The 17,462-nt window shown below is 71.1% G+C and carries 18 protein-coding genes; 7 read left to right on the forward strand and 11 right to left on the reverse strand.

All coding sequences use genetic code 11. The annotated features are described in order from the left end of the window. Positions 1 to 98: 98 nt before the first annotated feature. Positions 99 to 1,433 (reverse strand): MFS transporter, encoded by a 1,335-nt coding sequence (locus tag ACIO6U_RS11250; RefSeq protein WP_355339560.1) that lies wholly within the window; start codon positions 1,431 to 1,433, stop codon positions 99 to 101. Beyond that, complete coding sequence (locus ACIO6U_RS11255; RefSeq protein ID WP_355339557.1) at positions 1,430 to 2,110, reverse strand: GntR family transcriptional regulator; 681 nt, start codon at positions 2,108 to 2,110, stop codon at positions 1,430 to 1,432. The genes ACIO6U_RS11250 and ACIO6U_RS11255 overlap by 4 nt, the downstream gene beginning before the upstream one ends. Positions 2,111 to 2,235: 125 nt before the next feature. On the opposite strand from ACIO6U_RS11255, the gene ACIO6U_RS11260 reads away from it, so the two are divergent. Next, positions 2,236 to 2,874 (forward strand): class I SAM-dependent DNA methyltransferase, encoded by a 639-nt coding sequence (locus ACIO6U_RS11260; protein ID WP_401717719.1) that lies wholly within the window; start codon positions 2,236 to 2,238, stop codon positions 2,872 to 2,874. A gap of 223 nt (positions 2,875 to 3,097) precedes the next feature. Here ACIO6U_RS11260 and ACIO6U_RS11265 read toward each other — a convergent pair whose 3' ends face one another. Then, positions 3,098 to 3,739 carry a TetR family transcriptional regulator gene (locus tag ACIO6U_RS11265; RefSeq protein ID WP_401305563.1) on the reverse strand — a complete coding sequence of 214 codons (642 nt, stop codon included), beginning with the start codon at positions 3,737 to 3,739 and terminating at the stop codon, positions 3,098 to 3,100. 110 nt (positions 3,740 to 3,849) lie between these two features. Here ACIO6U_RS11265 and ACIO6U_RS11270 point away from each other — a divergent pair, with 110 nt between their 5' ends. After that, positions 3,850 to 4,788, forward strand: coding sequence for a zinc-binding dehydrogenase (locus ACIO6U_RS11270; RefSeq protein WP_401717722.1), 939 nt, complete (start codon positions 3,850 to 3,852; stop codon positions 4,786 to 4,788). 114 nt (positions 4,789 to 4,902) lie between these two features. On the opposite strand, the gene ACIO6U_RS11275 is transcribed toward ACIO6U_RS11270, so the two are convergent. Then, complete coding sequence (locus tag ACIO6U_RS11275) at positions 4,903 to 5,988, reverse strand: hypothetical protein (RefSeq protein ID WP_401717724.1); 1,086 nt, start codon at positions 5,986 to 5,988, stop codon at positions 4,903 to 4,905. A gap of 159 nt (positions 5,989 to 6,147) precedes the next feature. After that, the gene (locus ACIO6U_RS11280; RefSeq protein ID WP_355336742.1) at positions 6,148 to 6,888 is read right to left on the reverse strand and encodes an MHYT domain-containing protein; all 741 of its coding nucleotides are present in this window, start codon (positions 6,886 to 6,888) and stop codon (positions 6,148 to 6,150) included. An 831-nt stretch (positions 6,889 to 7,719) separates the two neighbouring features. On the opposite strand from ACIO6U_RS11280, the gene ACIO6U_RS11285 reads away from it, so the two are divergent. Beyond that, on the forward strand, positions 7,720 to 8,520 hold the full coding sequence (locus tag ACIO6U_RS11285) for a CPBP family intramembrane glutamic endopeptidase (RefSeq protein ID WP_355336741.1): 801 nt from the start codon (positions 7,720 to 7,722) through the stop codon (positions 8,518 to 8,520). Positions 8,521 to 8,900: 380 nt separating this feature from the next. On the opposite strand, the gene ACIO6U_RS11290 is transcribed toward ACIO6U_RS11285, so the two are convergent. Together ACIO6U_RS11290 and ACIO6U_RS11295 are read right to left on the reverse strand one after the other, a co-directional pair. Further along, complete coding sequence (locus ACIO6U_RS11290) at positions 8,901 to 9,089, reverse strand: DUF397 domain-containing protein (protein ID WP_401717727.1); 189 nt, start codon at positions 9,087 to 9,089, stop codon at positions 8,901 to 8,903. Then, entirely contained in the window at positions 9,089 to 9,970 is an 882-nt protein-coding gene (locus ACIO6U_RS11295) for a helix-turn-helix transcriptional regulator (RefSeq protein ID WP_355336740.1), read from the reverse strand. The genes ACIO6U_RS11290 and ACIO6U_RS11295 overlap by 1 nt, the downstream gene beginning before the upstream one ends. A gap of 261 nt (positions 9,971 to 10,231) precedes the next feature. Between ACIO6U_RS11295 and ACIO6U_RS11300 the strand changes: the two genes are divergently transcribed. Next, on the forward strand, positions 10,232 to 10,654 hold the full coding sequence (locus ACIO6U_RS11300; RefSeq protein ID WP_401717730.1) for an ATP-binding protein: 423 nt from the start codon (positions 10,232 to 10,234) through the stop codon (positions 10,652 to 10,654). Positions 10,655 to 10,671: 17 nt separating this feature from the next. After that, on the forward strand, positions 10,672 to 11,376 hold the full coding sequence (locus tag ACIO6U_RS11305) for a 2-phosphosulfolactate phosphatase (RefSeq protein ID WP_401717733.1): 705 nt from the start codon (positions 10,672 to 10,674) through the stop codon (positions 11,374 to 11,376). Here the strand turns inward: ACIO6U_RS11305 and ACIO6U_RS11310 are convergent. The 4 genes from ACIO6U_RS11310 to pdhA form a co-directional block, all read right to left on the reverse strand. Then, complete coding sequence (locus ACIO6U_RS11310; protein ID WP_355336737.1) at positions 11,357 to 11,551, reverse strand: hypothetical protein; 195 nt, start codon at positions 11,549 to 11,551, stop codon at positions 11,357 to 11,359. The genes ACIO6U_RS11305 and ACIO6U_RS11310 overlap by 20 nt on opposite strands. 99 nt (positions 11,552 to 11,650) lie before the next feature. Continuing rightward, complete coding sequence (locus ACIO6U_RS11315; protein WP_401717736.1) at positions 11,651 to 13,123, reverse strand: dihydrolipoamide acetyltransferase family protein; 1,473 nt, start codon at positions 13,121 to 13,123, stop codon at positions 11,651 to 11,653. A 10-nt stretch (positions 13,124 to 13,133) separates the two neighbouring features. Beyond that, entirely contained in the window at positions 13,134 to 14,108 is a 975-nt protein-coding gene (locus tag ACIO6U_RS11320) for an alpha-ketoacid dehydrogenase subunit beta (protein ID WP_355336735.1), read from the reverse strand. Position 14,109: 1 nt separating this feature from the next. Next, positions 14,110 to 15,318, reverse strand: a complete 1,209-nt coding sequence (pdhA, locus tag ACIO6U_RS11325; RefSeq protein WP_401717740.1) for a pyruvate dehydrogenase (acetyl-transferring) E1 component subunit alpha — start codon at positions 15,316 to 15,318, stop codon at positions 14,110 to 14,112. A gap of 381 nt (positions 15,319 to 15,699) precedes the next feature. Between pdhA and ACIO6U_RS11330 the strand changes: the two genes are divergently transcribed. Both ACIO6U_RS11330 and ACIO6U_RS11335 read left to right on the forward strand, forming a co-directional pair. Then, positions 15,700 to 16,359: a response regulator transcription factor gene (locus tag ACIO6U_RS11330; protein ID WP_355336779.1), complete on the forward strand. Its 660-nt coding sequence runs from the start codon at positions 15,700 to 15,702 to the stop codon at positions 16,357 to 16,359. Between the two features lie 65 nt (positions 16,360 to 16,424). Next, the gene (locus ACIO6U_RS11335) at positions 16,425 to 17,459 is read left to right on the forward strand and encodes a phosphotransferase (RefSeq protein WP_401717743.1); all 1,035 of its coding nucleotides are present in this window, start codon (positions 16,425 to 16,427) and stop codon (positions 17,457 to 17,459) included. The last annotated feature ends 3 nt before the right edge of the window (positions 17,460 to 17,462 follow it).

Here is a 17,462-nt window from a genome sequence, read left to right on the forward strand (position 1 = left end):
TCCCGAATCACCGCGCGCCCGGATCATGCCGTTCCCGGATCACGGCGCGCCCGCCATGAACCCCGCCGCCGTACAGCGTCGTACGGCCGCGCCGGGCGTCAGTCGGAGGTGACCGCCGCCGGCAGGCGGTGCACGCTCTCGACGCGGCTGACCGCGATCCGCTCCCGCTCCAGCCGTTCCGCACGGCGGCGCAGCCGGAGGATCTGGGCGGTGCCGACCGCCTGGAGCACGAAGACGCTGCTCCAGGCGATCCGGTAGTCGTCGCCGGTCGCGTCGAGGAGCAGGCCGACGGCGAGCAGGGTGAGGACGGAGGCGGTGAAGCCGCCGATGTTGACGATCCCGGAGGCGGTGCCGAAACGCTCGGGCGGGTTGGCGGGGCGGGCGAAGTCGAAGCCGATCATCGAGGCGGGCCCGCAGGCGCCGAGGACGACGCACAGGGCGACCAGCAGCCACATCGGGTCCTGGCCGTGGCCGCCGCCCCAGGCGAGCGTCGTGGCCCAGGCGGCGGCGGTGGCCGCGATCACGCCGAGGGTGAGCGGCATGCGGGCGCCGTGGTGGCGGGAGATGAGCTGCCCGAAGACCATGCCGAAGAACATGTTGGCGACGACGACGAGCGTGAGCAGCCCGCCCGCCGCGCCGCGCGAGAGCCCCTGGTCCTCGACGAGGTACGGCAGCCCCCACAGCAGCAGGAACACCATGCCGGAGAACTGGGTGGTGAAGTGCGTCCACATGCCCAGGCGCGTGCCGGGTTCGGCCCAGGAGGCGGCGATCTGGCGGCGTACGTACGTCAGGCCCGCGTGCTCGGCGGGCGCGGGTTCGTACCCCTCGGGGTGGTCCTTGAGGAAAAGGGCGACCAGGACGAGGACGAGCGCGCCGACCAGGGCGGTGCCGAGGAAGGTCGGGGTCCAGCCCGCCGAGTGCAGGACGCGGGAGAGGACGACGGTCGAGACGAGGTTGCCCGCGACGCCGAACAGCGCGGCGCCCTGGGCGATCATCGGACCGCGTCTGGCGGGGAACCAGCGCGAGCCGAGCCGCAGCACGCTCACGAAGGTCATGGCGTCGCCGCAGCCCAGCACGGCGCGGGCGCCGAGGGCCATGCCGTACGAGTGGGACAGCGCGAACGCCCCCTGGCCGAGGGTGAACAGCACGGCGCCGAGCAGCAGGACCTTCTTCGTGCCGAGCCGGTCCACCATCAGCCCGACCGGTATCTGCATGCCCGCGTAGACCAGCACCTGGAGGATCGAGAAGCTGGAGAGCGCGGAGGCGCCGATGTGGAAGCGGTCGGCGGCGTCGATGCCCGCGACGCCGAGGCTGGTGCGGTGGACGACGGCGACGAGGTAGACGGAGGTGCCGACGCCCCAGACGAGGGCGGCACGGCGTCCGCCGGGCGGGTCGCCCGGCAGGACCTTCTCCGCGGCCGGGCTCCGGCTCACGACTCGCCCCTGGCGAGCACCTTCACCCACGAGACGTGCCGGTCCACGACGTCGGCGGCCGTGTCGGCCGCGCCGTCCCTGAGCGCGTCCAGGATCTCGGTGTGCTCCGCGATGTTCTTCGCCACCCGGCTCGGCTCGGCGTGCATGGTGGCCACCCCCATCCGCAACTGACGGTCCCTGAGCTGGTCGTAGAGGTGCGCGAGGATACGGTTGCCCGCCGCGCGGACGATCTCCGCGTGGAAGCAGCGGTCCGCGACGGCGAAGGCCGCCAGGTCGCCGGTCTCCGCGTGCCCGCGCTGCTCGGCCAGGGACTCCTCCAGCCGCGCGATGAGCCGCGGCGGCACCGCCCCGACCACCTTGGCCACGGCGTGCTGTTCCACCAGCAGCCGGGTCTCCACCACGTCGGCGATCTCCTGTGCCGACACCGGCAGCACCAGCGCGCCCTTCTTCGGGTAGAGCTTGATCAGCCCCTCCGCCTCCAGCCGCAGCAGCGCCTCGCGCACCGGCGTGCGCGAGACCCCCACCGCGTCGGCGAGATCCCCCTCGGTGAGCAGCGTGCCGCCCTCGTAACTCCGGTCCAGGACACCGGACTTGACGTGCAGATAGACCCGCTCGGCGGCGGGCGGCGCCTTGACGGCGGGGCCGGGCGCGGCGACGGTGAGAGTGCTGGCATCCATGATGCACGCATCATAGATACAACAGCTGAGGGGACGGTACGGCCGTCCGGGATATGGACATGCCAGGAGCCCGTCGCGCAGGGGCGCTTCGGCGGCGGCGGGCCGCGGGGCTACCGTCTCGGAGCATGACTGCGGACGACTGGCTGGCGGACACCCGAACCTCGTACGACACGGTCGCGGTGAGCTACGCGGACTTCGTACGGGAGGCGCTGGACGGCGCGCCGGCCCTGCGTACGGCGCTCGCTCTGTTCGCCGCCAAGGTCACCGGCGCCGGGGGCGGTCCCGTGGCCGACGTGGGCTGCGGCCCCGGCCATGTCACCGCCCACCTGCGCGGCCTGGGCGTCGACGCCTTCGGCATCGACCTCTCCCCCGGCATGGTCGACGTGGCCCGCTCCGACCACCCCGGACTCCGGTTCGAGGTCGGCTCGATGACCGCCCTCGACCTCGCCGAGGCGTCACTCGCCGGCCTGGTCGCCTTCTGGTCGCTGATCCACGTCCCCGACGACGAGGTCCCGGCCGTCCTCTCCGGCTTCCACCGCGTCCTGCGCCCCGGCGCCCCGCTGCTGACCGGCTTCCACACCGGCTCCGTCTCCCGCCTCAAGACGGAGGGCTACGGCGGCCACCCCATGAAGGTCCACGTCCACAAACGCCCGGCCGCCCGGATGACCGCCTGGCTCCAGGAGGCCGGTTTCACGGTCGCGACCGAAACCCTCATCGCCCCCGACTCCCCCACCCCCGCCGCCCTCCTCCTCGCCCACCCCTGACTCCCGCGGCGGCCATCCGGCTCCGCGTCCCCGTGCATCCGGCGGTAAAAGAGCAGGTCACAGCACCGATCTACCAGTCCGGGAGAAAGTAGTAGATCAGCGGTAGTCAAGCGGTCCTGATATCCCTCGCGCTTCGGCTGGCTCGCGCTCACCGTCGCAACGCGGCCGCCGCCGCGGGACAAGGGGGCCGAAGGAGGTCGCCAAGCGGCGGCGGAGCCTCCGTTCAGCCTCGCGTCACGCCGTCCAGGACGGCCTGGAAGGCGTCGGTGACCGGGCGCAGGTCCCGGTCGAGCTCGTCGATGTCGACCGTTTCGGCCCCGGCGTCGTCCCCGCGCGCCTCCGCCGCCCCGGCCCACCGCCTGAGCACCGCGACGTAGGCCGCCTGTACGGCGCCGCCGATCGCCGCCGGGACGGGGTCGCCCGCGTCGAGGCCGGTGCGCCCGGCCGCGTACCCGCTCACCGTCTCGCCCCAGACGCGCCAGTGCGCGGCGGCCTCCGCGACGAGCGCGGGGTCCCGGTCGAGCACGCGGAAGCGGTCGAGCCACGAGTCCGGTGCCGCCGCCTGCGAAAGCCGCGTGGACCGGACGACCGCCGCCCGTACGGCCGTCATGACGGGTACGTCGTCGGCGTCGCGAAGGGCGGCCCGCAGCCGCTCGACCGCGCGGTCGAACTCGCCCCACACGATCCCCGCCTTCGACCCGAAGTAGCGGAAGAGCGTCGAGCGCCCGACACCGCCCGCGGCCATGATCGCCTGGAGCGTCGTCGCCTCGTAGCCGTCGCGAAGCAGCAGGTCGAAGGCGACTTCCTCCAGGGCTTCGCGGGTCGAGGCGGGCGGTCGCCCGCGGCTCCTTCGGGAGGTGGTCATCGCCCGAGCGTAGTGGAGGAGTATTTTTGGGATGAGGTACCAATATTCTTCCGGGTGACCGCCGACATCAGCGCGGCCCCGCCGGGAGCCCACCGTCCAAGGAGCGGAAAATGCGCGCATGGCAGTTCACCGACATCGGCCAGCCCCTCACCCTCAGTGAGGTCCCGGCCCCGGCACCGGGCGCGGACGAACTCGTCGTGCACGTCCGCGCGGCCGGGCTGTGCCACAGCGACGTCGGGTTTCTCGACGGCACGCTGACGCCGCTGCTCCCGTTCCGGCCGATCACACTGGGTCACGAGATCGCGGGGGTCGTCTCCGCCGTGGGCTCGGGCGTGACGCGGTTCACCGTGGGCCAGAAGGTCGTCATCCCGGCCGCCATCGAGGGGCCCGGCACGTCGAAGAACGGCGGATTCGCGGACGAGGTCGTCGTCCTCGAACGGCTCGTCGTCGCGCTGCCGGACGGGGTGCCGTTCGACCAGGCGGCAGCCGCCACCGACGCCGGGCTCACCTCGTACCACGCGGTCTCCGTGCAGGGGAGGGTCACCGCCGGCTCCCGCGTCGGGATCATCGGCCTCGGCGGGCTCGGCTCGCTCGGCGCCCAGACCGCGCTCGCGCTCGGCGCGACGGTGTTCGTCGCCGAGAAGAACGAGCGCGTGCACGACTTCGCCCGCTCGCTCGGCGCGGAGAAGGTCGCGGGCGACATCACCGACTTCGCGGGCGAGAACCTCGACGTGGTCGTCGACTTCGCCGGGTTCGGGACGACCACCGACGGCGCGATCCACTCCGTACGCCGGGGCGGCCGTATCGTCCAGGTCGGCCTCGGCCGCGCGCGCGGCGAGATCGACCTTCAGGCGCTCACCCTCAACGAGGTCGAACTCGTCGGCTCTCAGGCCGGATCGAAGGAGGACTGCGCGGCGGTGCTCGACCTCGTCGCCGAGGGGAAGCTGTCGTCGCGGGTCACCGAGATCGGATTCGAGGAGATCGGCGAGGGTGTCGGGCGGCTGGAGCGCGGCGAGGTGATCGGACGGCTGGTAGCCGTCTTCGGGTGATGTCGTCCCGGACGGACAGAGGGCGGGACGGACGGGCGCGAGGCGGCGGGCGGCGGGCGGCGGGCGGCTCAACGGCCGCCGCCCGCCGTACTGTCGGCGCGGACGCACCGTCCGTCAGACGGTGCTCATCGGGGTCGCGTCCACGCTCGTCGTCTGCTGTTCGAGGCCGTAGACGGCGGGGGTGCCGCTCGGGGCGATCACGCCCACTTCCATCTGCATCTCGTGGTTCACGACCTGGTACATGTGGTCGCTCGCGCCCTTCTTGACGAACGGCTTGAGCCGCTTGCCGAGGGTGATGTACGAGGTCAGGTCCTTGGCCAGTGACGTCTCGTCGACGGCGCTGTCGTTGAGCACGAGGGCCCCGCCGTCCTTCGTGCGCAGCGCGTACGTGGTGCCGATGCGCGGGGCGGCCTTCTTGTAGTCGTTGTACGCGTGGCCGTCGAGGCCGTTGAGCCGGTTGTTGTACGCGGAGATCGCGTTCTCGCGCGCCTTGGTCCGCGCCAGCGGGGTGTCGGCGCCGCCGGTCACGTAGAGGTCCGCCACCAGGTCGGCCAGGTCCGCGGGCGCGGTGCCGCCGATCTTCGCCGTCGGCTCGGCGACCCGCGCCAGCCCGTCCGCGTCCAGCGCGATCTCCGGGATCTTTTTCTGCTCGTCGCCCGAGAAGTCCTGGGAGTTGACCGCGCGCCAGCCGTCGGCCGTGTGCTTGAAGACGATGAAGCGGGTGCCGGTCGTCCACGGCGCGCCCGGCTTGCCGTCCTTCAGTTCCGCGCCCTGCGCCCTCACCATGAACCAGTCCGTGTTGGCCGCGGCCGGAGGGATGTAGAACGCGCGGTTGACGTACACGAAGCCCGCCAGATTCGCCTTGACGTTCTTCTGGTCGAGGCCGGACGCCTGCGTGAAGTAGCCCTTGTCGAAGGCGAGCATGGCCCCCGCCTCGGCCTTGGCGATCAGCGCCGGGCTGAGCTTCGCGTTCGCCTCGTTGTTGAGCGCCTGATACGTGTCCACGATCTTGTTCGCCTCGGGCACGGTCAGCAGCGGCGCCGCGTTCTTCCCGCCCTTGCCCTTGCCCGCGTCCCCGCTCTTCTCCGTGGACGTGTCCGACGTCTCGTCCGACGACGAGCCGCCGCACCCGGCGGTCAGGACGAGACACGTCGCCGCGAGGCCCGCCGCCAGCGCGACGCGGTGCTTTCGGTTAACCATGAGTCCCTGCTTCCCCGTGAACAACACTTCCCCGTAACGGCCTCGGGCCGCCGGAACCCGGTCCACGCTACCGAGCGGGCCGCGTCGGCCCGCTGGTGGGGCTGCCGGGACGACCGGGGAGGGCGGTTCGTACGCGTCCGGACGTCCGGGCGTCCGGGCTCAGGACGGCCAGTCGCCGTGGGTCGTCGCGGGCTGGGGCGGGGCCTGGCGGACGGGGGCCGGATTGTCGGCGGCCAGCTCCTCGGTCGGGTTCATCAGGACCGCGAAGGCGACCACGAAGACGATCAGGCTCAGGCCCGCGATCAGGGGCAGGACGAAGGCCGAGGCCGAGACGCCCGTGGTCGGGTCGGTGTGGTCGGTGATCGTGGAACTGACCGCCGCCATGCCCGTGTAGTGCATGCCGCTGATCGCGAAGGCCATGACGAGCGCGGCCCCGGTGATGAAGAGCGGGCCGCGCGCGCGGAGCGTCGCCCAGAGCGCCGCCGTGGCGGCCACGATGGCGATGACGATCGACAGGGCGACGGTGGAGCCGTCGTAGCTCATCGTGCCCGGCATGATGATCGCCGCCATGCCGAGGTAGTGCATACCCGCCACGCCGACCCCGGCGAGCAGGCCGCCCGCCAGCAGCGACGGCCAGGACGAGTCCCGGCCCGCCACGTAGATCCCGACGCCGACGACGCCCACCGCGAGCACCCAACTCAGCACGGTCAGCGTCACGTTGTAGCGCAGCGTCACGCCCTGGACGTCGTAGCCGAGCATCGCGACGAAGTGCATGCCCCAGATTCCGGTGCCCAGCGCGACGGCTCCCGATCCGAGCCAGCTCTTTCCCCGCCCGAATCCCACGAGGTGCAGCCGGGACGAGCAGGCCAGGCCGAGCACGGAGCCGACAAAGGCGATCACGTAAGCGAACGTCGGATAAAGGGAGTTGGACCAGAGCGGTTCGTGGTGTTGCATTTGAGCGGCCCTCTCAGGATTTTCCTGCCTGCTGAGTGAAGTGACGACAGCGCAGGCCGGAGAGGCACGCGCGCACAGGTGTACGACCTTGTATCACCTATACGGCCATTCGGCGATATTGATCTTCAAAATTGGTACACAGCGGGGACGCGTGGGGCTCGATATCACTCATGCGCAATTCGAGGCACCCCGAGGCCGCCTCACCGAGGCAAGTTTTCGCCCCTTCCGGCCAAGATCAACTTTCTCTCGTCGCAACCCGCTGCCGTCCCGTCGTTTCCCGCCCTGACCAGCCCGTCCCCCGCCCTGCCGACCGGCCGCCCCGCCCAACTCACCTTCCTTGCGCACCACTTCGCGGCGCCCGAGCCTGTCCGGTTCCCACCGGTCCGGGCCCCATCGCCCCTCCCGAATAGCCGATTTACCCCCATGCGCGGTCACATGGATGATGCGCCTCCCGCCCCGAGACGATTCCCGGCATATTCGTTTTGCCATATCCTCGACGTCATATGCCCGTTCGGCATCACCGGGACAGTGAAGTGTCAGCGGCACGGTGAAGTGTCAGGAGCGCGGAGTAGCCGAATCCCCGATCGCCCGTCGGCTTTCGCGGCCCGCCGGGACGGCCACCGCGGACGGTCGGCCGGTCCTCGGGGTGGTGCCGCCGGTTCGGGGAAGGGGCACGAGGGGTGTTCATTCCGGTATGAGAGTCTGCTGGGGAACCGCGGCGATGTGTGACGGTGCCCGTCGGGCGGCGAACCTCGCCGTCACTGAAAGGGCTGCACGATGCGCGACACGGCGGAAGCGATACCGGAGGCCGGGGCGGGACGCAGGCTGTCGTGGCCCTGGTTCCTCGTCGTGGTGGTCGTGTACGTGGGCATCATCCAGGGCCTGGGCCTGCTGATCGGCGTGGACACCGGTGACTCCGACAGCCAGTTCCCCACGACCGCGTCCCTGGTGCGCAACGCGCTGATCCCGATCGGGGCGTCGATCGCGTTCGGCGCCGCGGTCGTCTCCTGGCTGGGCTGGTGGGGCGAGGTCCTGCGCTACCGCGCGCCGGTGCGGCGCTGGGTGCGCTGGGTACCGATCTCGATGATCGCCGCCGCGGTGATCGGGCTGAACTACCCGCACCTGGCGGACCAGAGCCTGTCTCTCGTGGCTTGCCTGCTGCTGCTCGGGCTGTTCGTCGGCGTCGGCGAGGAACTCATGTTCCGGGGCATCGGCGTCCATGTCTTCCGCCGGGCGGGATTCACCGAGGGCAAGGTCGCGCTCTGCTCCTCCGTCGTCTTCGGCCTCGTCCACATCAGCAACGCCATCAGCCAGGGACCACAAGCGCTCGGGCAGGCCGCCGTCGTCTCCACCTCGGGCTACTTCTTCTACCTGTGCCTGCGCGCCGGCGGCGTCCTCGTGCTGCCGATGCTCGTCCACGGCCTGTGGGACACCAGCCTGATCTCCAACCTCGTGGGCGACAAACCCCAGGTGTCACTGGGCACCCTCCTGATCATCCTGCTCCAGGTCGCCCTGATCATCGTGCTGCTCGTCAGGCGTCGCGCGATCCAGCCCGCCTCCCCGGCCGTCCCGGCCTGACCAGCGGTACGGCCCCCGCCCGTCAGGTTGCCTGGCTACGACGCGCGCGTACGCCCTCAGGGGCGGTCGCCCGGCATGGCCTGTTCCAGTTCGCGCGCCAGTCGCCGCAGCCGGGCGCCGCGTCCTCTGGGGGCGAACGGCCCGGTGGGGCCGTGGCGGGTTCGTCTCGCGCCCTGCGGGCGCACTGCCGCTGGCTGCGGTGGGGAGGGGGGCCGGCCGGGGCTGTCAGGCGGGCCCGGGCGGGGGTGGGTCGCGGTGACATGCGGCCTTGACGGGGCCGGTGCCGTACGGGTGCCGGTTTGTACGCCGACCGCTGACACCGTGGGGCGCGCACGCCGAGGTGGTTCCGTGGTGCGGGCGCCGTAACCGGCGGCTGCCGGTCAGTTGACGAAGTCGCCTGCGGCGAGCGCCCGTTGGAAGTGCGTCCACTCGACGGGGGTGAAGGCGAGGGCCGGGCCCTCGGGGTTCTTCGAGTCGCGGACACGTACGGTGCCGGGCACGTTGACGGCGACCTCAACGCACTCACCACCCGAAGTGCTGTAGCTCGACTTCACGAATTCGAACTGCATCAGTCGTGCAACCCCTTGCCCATGTCATCGATCAGCTTCGAGGACGCGTACGGCGACAGACTTAGCCGGGCCGTGCTCTCGAAGAACGACTGGTAGACGGTGCTATGGGCCGCGTCCTCCACCCACTGCGTGGAAGCAAGCGTATCCATGTGCACCACCTCCATCGCCGCGCTGTCGAGGAACGAAAGGATATTGAACGGACCGCCGATGCTGGGATGCGCGCCCGCTCGGAACGGGAGCACCTGGATGTGCACGTTCGGGAGCTTGGCCAGGTCATGGAGGTGCGACAACTGCTCGCGCATAACCTCGGCACCGCCCACGAGTTGTCGCAGAGCCGCCTCCCAGATGACGGCGTGCACGCGTAGCGGGTTCTCCCCTTGCAGACGGGCCTGGCGCTTCATCCTGACGGCGACCAACCGCTCGATGTCGTCCGGGTTCTCCCATACGCCGCCGCTGACAGCGAGCGCGCGTACGTAGTCGGCGGTCTGGAACAGGCCTGGGACCACCGACAGTTGCCACGTCCGGATACGTACGGCGACATCCTCCATCGCGATGTACTCGCTGAGATTGCCCGCGTCAGGCTTCCACCAGCCCTTTGCCTTGCGCCGTTCCCGGTCCAGCCGGGCGATTTGCAGCAGTCCCTCCACGGCGGACTCGTCCTGAACGCCGTAGAGCTTGCACAGGGCGATGACGTCGGGGTCGCGGAACGGGACCCAGCCCCGTTCCATCTTCGTCACCTTGGCCACCGACGCGCTGAGCACTTCCGCCGCGCGCGGCTGGGTCAGTCCGGCGTCCTCGCGCAGGCGGAGCAGTTCGCCGCCCAACTTGCGGGCGAGCACGGTCGATACGCGGTTGCCCACATCTGCCCGGCTGGTTGCCACGGGTCGCCACCTCCCTGGAAGCGGACTCAGTCTGCAACCGATCTTCCGCAGCGGCAAGCCAGTTACGGAGACATGTTTCCCCAAGAAGGTTGCACCCAAGAAAGGGAACCCTCTACCGTCGGTGACGACCCGCTCGCACAGCGGCGCCGCATGGCGGAAGTGCACCGCTGCGTCATGCCCGGGTGGGGCGGAGGGCGTGGGGGCGACGCCACCGCCAGGGACCGTGCGCGGGCTGACGCGCGAGGCTGGGAGGTCGCCGGGATGGGCGACGCGGAGACGACGTATGACACATGCCTGTACGCACCGACGGCGCGGAGTGTGAGCAGGGCGCGGGTGCGGACCGCCGAGCTGGTGGAGAAGTGGGGGCACCCCGAAGTGGCCCTGGACGCCGGGCTGTTGGTGAGCGAGCTGGCGACCAACGCGGTCCGGTACGGGCGGGTGGCCGGGCGGCTGTTCCGGGTCGAGGTGCGGCTGGCCGACGACGTACTGCGGGTGGGCGTCACCGACGCGCGCGGGGAGCGGCGGCCCCAGGTGCCCGAGGCCGTGAGCGACGACGACGAGTCCGGCCGGGGCTTACTGATCGTCGCGGCCGTCGCCGCCCGCTGGGCCGTCGTCCCCCTGGACGTGGGCAAAACGGTCTGGGCCGAGTTGGATCTGACGCCCCTGGGGCGACGGCGAGGGTGAGGGGGAGCATGGGCGGTATGGAGACTTCATTTCTCGGGATCGGTGCACTCGGCGAGCTGGGCCGGGCGCCGGCCGTGGCGGTGGTCGTGGACGTCATGCGGGCGTTCACCGTGGCGGCTTGGGCGCTCGGGCGCGGGGCGGAGAAGGTGGTGCTGGCCGGGTCGTTGGACGAGGCGCTGGCGCTCAAGGCCCGGCATCCGGACTGGGTGACGGTCAAGGACGGTGCGCCCGCGCCGGGGTTCGACACCGTCAACTCACCGGGCCTGATGCGGTCGCTCGCCCTGGAGGGACGGACCGTCGTGCAGAAGACCACGGCGGGGACGGTCGGCGCGCTCGCGGTGAAGGACGCGCCGCTGGTGCTGTGCGCCGCGTTCGTGGTGGCGGAGGCGACGGCCGACCACCTGCGGGCGCACGCGGGCGACGGCGTCACCTTCGTGGTCACCGGCGAGGACGGGCAGGCCGACGAGGACCTGGCGTGCGCTCAGTACATCGCCGGGCGGGCCGCCGGGGCCGGAACAAACGCCGCCGAGTTCCTGCGCCGCGCCGCCACGTCGCGCGCCGCCGCCGAGCTGGCGGAGGGGGTGCGCGAAGGAGTGCACCCCGACGACATCGCGCTCTGCCTCGAACTCGACCGGTTCCCCTTCGCCATGGTGGCGGCCGTGGAGGGGCCGCTCATGGTCCTGCGGGCGTCAGCGGCGTTCGTCAGGGACGGATCGTGCTGACCAGGGAGGCGGTGGAGTTCATCGTGGACTGGATGGTGGGGGCGAGGCTGGTGGAGGAGAGGCAGAAGCCGAGGAGGACGCAGATGACGGCGTGGCTGGGCTTGAGGGACTTGTTGCGCATCATCATGGCGGCGAGGACGAGGAGCAGCAGGACGACGGAGACGGAGACGGCCATGGGGTGATGGCAGCATAAAAGGGGACGAATGGGTGGGACGCACGCACGACGGAGGGCCCGGACGTTTGTACGTCCGGGCCCTCCGTGCGGGTGACGGCGTCAGCCCCAGGTGAGCAGCCGCTTGGGCTGTTCGAGGATGGCGGCCACGTCGGCCAGCACGCGGGAGCCGAGTTCGCCGTCGACCAGGCGGTGGTCGAAGGAGAGGGCGAGCGTGGTGACCTGACGCGGCTTCACCTTGCCCTTGTGGACCCAGGGCTGGAGCTTGATCGCGCCGAAGGCGAGAATCGCCGACTCGCCCGGGTTGAGGATGGGCGTTCCGGTGTCCACGCCGAAGACACCGACGTTGGTGATGGTCACCGTGCCGCCCTGCATCGCGGCCGGCGAGGTCTTGCCGTCACGGGCGGTGGCGACCAGTTCGCCGAGTGCGGCGGCCAGTTCGGGGAGCGTCTTGTCGTGCGCGTCCTTGATGTTGGGGACGATCAGACCGCGCGGGGTGGCGGCGGCGATCCCCAGGTTGACGTACGACTTGTGGACGATCTCCTGCGCGGCCTCGTCCCACGCGGCGTTCGCCTCGGGGTGCCGCTTGAGGGCGACCAGCAGGGCCTTCGCGACCAGCAGCAGCGGGCCGACCCGTACGCCCGTGAAGGCGCGGTCCTCCTTCAGCTCCTGGACCAGCTTCATCGTCCGCGTGATGTCGAACGTCACGAATTCCGTGACGTGCGGCGCGGTGAAGGCGCTGGTGACCATCGCCTGGGCGGTGGCCTTGCGGACGCCCTTGATCGGGATACGCGTCTCCCGGGCGCCGGCGGTCGCCGCGAACGGCTCGGGCGCGGCCGTCACCGGCGGCAGCGCGGCAGGCGGGGCCGCCGCCGCGCGGATGTCCTCGCGGGTCACCACGCCGTTCGGCCCGGTCGGCACCACGGTCGCCAGGTCGATGCCCAGCTCCTTGGCCAGCTTCCGCACCGGCGGCTTGGCCAGCGGCCGGTCCACCGCCGCCGCACGGTCGTGACCGTTCAGCTCGGCGGCCTGAGCCGGTACGGAGGGGGCCGGTACGGCAGCGGTCGGTACGTCAGGAGCTGGTACGTCAGGGGCCGCCTGCTTGCGCGGACGGCGCGTCGTGGCCGACGGCGCGACGCCGTATCCGACGAGCACCGCCTGCCGCTTGGGCTCGGCGGGCGGGGCCTCGGGGGCGGAAGTCTCCACGGCGGGCGGCTCCGAAGCCGCGACCCCGGCGGACCCTGCGGAACCGCCCGAATCGGCGGACCCTGCGGAACCGCCCGAATCGGCGGACCCGGCGGACCCGTCCCCCCCGGCGTCCACCACGATGATCGGCGTACCGACATCCACCGTCGTGCCCTCGCCGAAGCGGATCTCGCTCACCACCCCGTCGTACGGAATGGGCAGCTCGACGGCGGCCTTCGCCGTCTCCACCTCGCAGATGACCTGCCCGTCGGTGACGGTGTCACCGACGGCCACGTACCACTTGAGGATCTCCGCCTCGGTCAGGCCCTCGCCGACATCCGGCATCCGGAATTCGCGGAAGCGCTGTGCAGGTGCGGTCATGGTCGTCACAACCCTCTCCTCAGAACGCCAGCGCGCGGTCGACGGCGTCGAGTACGCGGTCCAGGCCGGGCAGGTACTCCTCCTCCAGGCGGGCCGGCGGGTACGGGGCGTGGAAACCGCCCACCCGCAGTACCGGGGCCTCGAGGTGGTAGAAGCAGCGCTCGGTGATCCGGGCCGCGATCTCCGCGCCCGTGCCGTAGAAGACCGGGGCCTCGTGCACGACGACCAGGCGGCGGGTCTTCTCCACGGACGTCTGGAGAGTGTCGAAGTCGAGGGGCGAGAGCGAGCGCAGGTCCACGACCTCCAGGCTACGGCCCTCGTTCGAGGCGGCGGCGGCAGCCTCCAGGCAGACCTTCACCATCGGACCGTACGCGGCGAGCGTGAGGTCGGTGCCCTCCTGGGCCACGACCGCCTTGTGCGGGGAGCCGGGCACGGCCGAGGTGTCGACCTCGCCCTTGTCCCAGTAGCGCCGCTTCGGCTCGAAGAAGATCACCGGGTCGTCGCACTCGATGGCCTGCTGGAGCATCCAGTACGCGTCGGAGGCGTTCGAAGGCGTGATCACCTTCAGGCCGGGGACGTGCGCGAACAGCACCTCGGGCGACTCGCTGTGGTGCTCGACCGCGCCGATGCCGCCCGCGTACGGGATACGGATGACGACCGGCAGCTTGATCTTGCCGAGCGCGCGGGCGTGCATCTTCGCGAGCTGCGTGACGATCTGGTCGTAGGCCGGGAAGACGAAGCCGTCGAACTGGATCTCGACCACCGGGCGGTAGCCGCGCAGCGCGAGGCCGATCGCGGTGCCGACGATGCCGGACTCGGCGAGCGGGGTGTCGATGACGCGCCCCTCCCCGAAGTCCTTCTGGAGGCCGTCGGTGATCCGGAAGACGCCGCCGAGCTTGCCGACGTCCTCACCCATGACGAGGACCTTCGGGTCGTTGTCGAGCGCCGTGCGCAGCGACTCGTTCAGGGCCTTGGCGATGGACATCTGGGTCATGTCAGCGTCCCTCTCCGGAAGCGGCGCCCTCGGACTCGAACGAGGCCAGGTACGCGGCGAACTGCGCGCGCTCCTCGTCGACGAGCGCGTGCCCGTCGGCGTAGACGTTCTCGAAGATCGCCATGGTGTCCGGGTTCTCCATCGTGCGTACGCCGTCGCGCACCCGCTTGGCCAGTACGTCGCTCTCCTGCTCGATCGACGTGTAGTACGCCTCGTCGGCCAGGCCCTGCTTGTCCAGATACGTCTTCAGCCGCAGGATCGGGTCCTTCGACTCCCACTGCTCGCGCTCCTCGTCGGCGCGGTAGCGGGTCGGGTCGTCGGTCGTGGTGTGGGCGCCCATGCGGTACGTGAACGCCTCGACCAGCATCGGGCCCTGGCCGCTGCGCGCGTGCTCCAGGGCCGCACGGGTGACGGCGAGCACCGCGAGGACGTCGTTGCCGTCCACGCGGACGCCGGGGAAGCCGTATCCGGCGGCGCGCTGGTAGATCGGCACGCGGGACTGCTTCTCGGTCGGCTCGGAGATCGCCCACTGGTTGTTCTGGCAGAAGAAGACGACCGGCGCGTTGTAGACGGCGGCGAAGGTGAACGCCTCCGCCACGTCGCCCTGGCTGGAGGCGCCGTCGCCGAAGTACGCGATGACGGCCGAATCCGCGCCGTCCTTGGCCACGCCCATGGCGTAGCCGGTGGCGTGCAGCGTCTGCGAGCCGATGACGATCGTGTAGAGGTGGAAGTTGTTCTCGTTGGGGTCCCAGCCGCCGTGGTTCACACCACGGAACATGCCGAGCAGGTTGAGCGGGTCCACGTCACGGGTCCAGGCCACACCGTGCTCGCGGTAGGTCGGGAAGACGTAGTCGTCCGGGCGGGTGGCCCGCCCCGAACCGATCTGCGCGGCCTCCTGGCCGAGCAGCGAGGCCCACAGGCCCAGCTCGCCCTGGCGTTGCAGGGTGATCGCCTCGGCGTCGAAACGGCGGGTCAGCACCATGTCGCGGTACAGGCCACGCAGCTCTTCCGGCGTCAGGTCGATGGAGTATTCGCCGTGCTCGACGCGCTCGCCCTCGGGCGTCAGCAACTGTACGAGTTCGGGCTCGGTGCCACGGCGCTTGGCGCCTGCTGCGCGGGTGGTCCGTCCCCTGCCCTTGGCGGGAGTGGCGGTGCTTCGCCCCCCGCTCCTGGCGGGGGTGGCCCCAGCGGCAGTGCTCTTCACGCTCACGTTCGCTCCTCCGTCTGTCCGGCCCCCGGGATCCGCCGGGCAGCCAGTGTGCGGCTCACCTGGTACGACGCGGCGCACGGGGTGTGTGCGGCATGGCCGAGCCAGGCGTGACAGTGCCCCGGCCAAGTGGCCTGCAACAGAGACGTTACCTATAACCCACGCCATCGCGCGAAGCCGTCCGACCTGCGGTTTTGCTTGGAGTTCCTAGTAAATACGCGTTACCGCAGGCCACCGGGACAACCGCACCGTATCCCGGATACGGAAAGTGCGTAAGAGGCGGCGCTGTCGTCCGTAAGAGGCGCGGGCTGTCGTCCGTAAGAGGCGGGGAGCTCCCGGCGGTGCGACGCTGGGCAGGTGCCTGTAGAAGGAAATAGCCCCACAATCCGCGTGTTCCTGCTCGACGACCACGAGGTGGTCAGGCGCGGGGTGCACGAACTCCTCTCGGCCGAGCCGGGAATCGAGATCGTCGGCGAGGCCGGGAACGCCGCGGAGGCGGTGGCGCGCATTCCGGCCACCCGCCCGGACGTCGCGGTGCTCGACGTACGGCTGCCCGACGGCAGCGGCGTCGAGGTGTGCCGCGAGGTCCGCTCGCACGACCCGTCGATCAAGTGCCTGATGCTGACGTCCTTCGCGGACGACGAGGCGCTCTTCGACGCGATCATGGCGGGCGCCGCCGGATACGTGCTCAAGGTGATCCGCGGCAACGACCTGATCGACGCCATCCGCGATGTGGCCGCGGGAAAGTCGCTGCTGGACCCGGTCGCGACCGCCAAGGTCCTGGACCGGCTCCGGCACGGCGGCGCGCGCTCCGAGGGCGACGACCGTACGGCCGACCTGACCGCCCAGGAGCGCCGCATCCTCGACCTGATCGGCGAGGGCCTCACCAACCGCCAGATCGGCGAGCGCCTGCACCTGGCGGAGAAGACGGTGAAGAACTACGTGTCCTCGATGCTCGCCAAGCTCGGCATGGAGCGGCGCACCCAGGCCGCCGCATACGTGGCCCGCATGCAGGCCGAGGGTGACCGGAGGCATATGCCTTAGCACGTCCCAGGGGGTCGGCGCCAGTCCGCGCGGGCGGGGTGTCGCGGTGATCTACGCTTCTGCACGTGACGGGCACGGCGAAGGTGCCGCCGGCGCGGGCTTCGCTGACCGCTCTGCTGCGCCGCTACGAGGACGCGGGTACCCCGCTGACCTGCGTACCCGTTCCCCGGGGGCTGCTCAACAAGGGCTACGAGGTGACCACCACCCGCGGCCGGTTCTTCCTCAAGCAGTACGTCGCCCGGGACACCGCGGACCCCGGCGTGATCGCCCGGCAGCACCGCGCGACGCGGGGTCTGGTCGGCCTCGGACTGCCCGTCGCCGCGCCCCTGCCGGACTCCCGCGGGCGTACGGTCGCGCGGCTCGGCGGCCACGGATACGCGCTCTTCCCCTGGATCGAGGGCAGGCACCGCGAGGGCACCGAGCTGACCGCCACGCAGTCGCGGCGGCTCGGCACGCTGCTCGGCATGGTGCACGCCGGGCTCGCCCGCGTGCAGCCGCCACCGCCGGAGGACCAACGCCACCACCCGAGCGCCGACCCGGACCGTACGTACGCGCAGATCGACGAACTGCTCGCGCTGGTACGCCGGCACCGGCCGCGCGACGCCTTCGACGAACTCGCCGAGCACCGGCTGCTGGAGCGCCGCGCCCTGTTGCGCCGCCACGCCCACCGCCGGCCGCCGGACGCCGACGGGACGGTCAGCGGCTGGGTGCACGGCGACTTCCACCCGCTCAACCTGCTCTACCGCGGTGAGGAGCCCGCCGCCATCGTCGACTGGGACCGGCTCGGTGTGCAGCCGCGTGCCGAGGAGGCGGTACGCGCCGCCGCCATCTTCTTCGTCCACCCGCTGGACGGGCGTCTCGACCTGCGGAAGATCCGCTCCTACGCCCGTGCCTACCGCTCCGCGGCGGGGGTTCCCGTCGCCGAGCTGGCCACCGCCGTCCACCGCGTCTGGTGGGAACGCCTCAACGACTTCTGGATGCTCCAGTGGCGTTATCAGCGGCGTGACCCCCGCAGCGATCCTCTTTTCCCGCCCGCCTCTGCCCTGGCCGTCTGGTGGACGGCCGAATACGGCGCCGTCATCGACGCCTTCACGTCCTAACGG

Origin of the sequence: Streptomyces sp. NPDC087422 (assembly GCF_044744145.1) — a bacterium.
Taxonomy (GTDB): Bacteria; Actinomycetota; Actinomycetes; order Streptomycetales; family Streptomycetaceae; genus Actinacidiphila.

Bases quoted from the DNA above. Each gene is read 5' to 3' on its own strand.
- ACIO6U_RS11255 (WP_355339557.1), bottom strand. From the start codon at position 2,110: ATGGATGCCAGCACTCTCACCGTCGCCGCGCCCGGCCCCGCCGTCAAG.
- ACIO6U_RS11260 (WP_401717719.1), top strand. From the start codon at position 2,236: ATGACTGCGGACGACTGGCTGGCGGACACCCGAACCTCGTACGACACG.
- ACIO6U_RS11265 (WP_401305563.1), bottom strand. From the start codon at position 3,739: ATGACCACCTCCCGAAGGAGCCGCGGGCGACCGCCCGCCTCGACCCGC.
- ACIO6U_RS11270 (WP_401717722.1), top strand. From the start codon at position 3,850: ATGCGCGCATGGCAGTTCACCGACATCGGCCAGCCCCTCACCCTCAGT.
- ACIO6U_RS11275 (WP_401717724.1), bottom strand. From the start codon at position 5,988: ATGGTTAACCGAAAGCACCGCGTCGCGCTGGCGGCGGGCCTCGCGGCG.
- ACIO6U_RS11285 (WP_355336741.1), top strand. From the start codon at position 7,720: ATGCGCGACACGGCGGAAGCGATACCGGAGGCCGGGGCGGGACGCAGG.
- ACIO6U_RS11290 (WP_401717727.1), bottom strand. From the start codon at position 9,089: ATGCAGTTCGAATTCGTGAAGTCGAGCTACAGCACTTCGGGTGGTGAG.
- ACIO6U_RS11300 (WP_401717730.1), top strand. From the start codon at position 10,232: ATGGGCGACGCGGAGACGACGTATGACACATGCCTGTACGCACCGACG.
- ACIO6U_RS11305 (WP_401717733.1), top strand. From the start codon at position 10,672: ATGGAGACTTCATTTCTCGGGATCGGTGCACTCGGCGAGCTGGGCCGG.
- ACIO6U_RS11310 (WP_355336737.1), bottom strand. From the start codon at position 11,551: ATGGCCGTCTCCGTCTCCGTCGTCCTGCTGCTCCTCGTCCTCGCCGCC.
- ACIO6U_RS11320 (WP_355336735.1), bottom strand. From the start codon at position 14,108: ATGACCCAGATGTCCATCGCCAAGGCCCTGAACGAGTCGCTGCGCACG.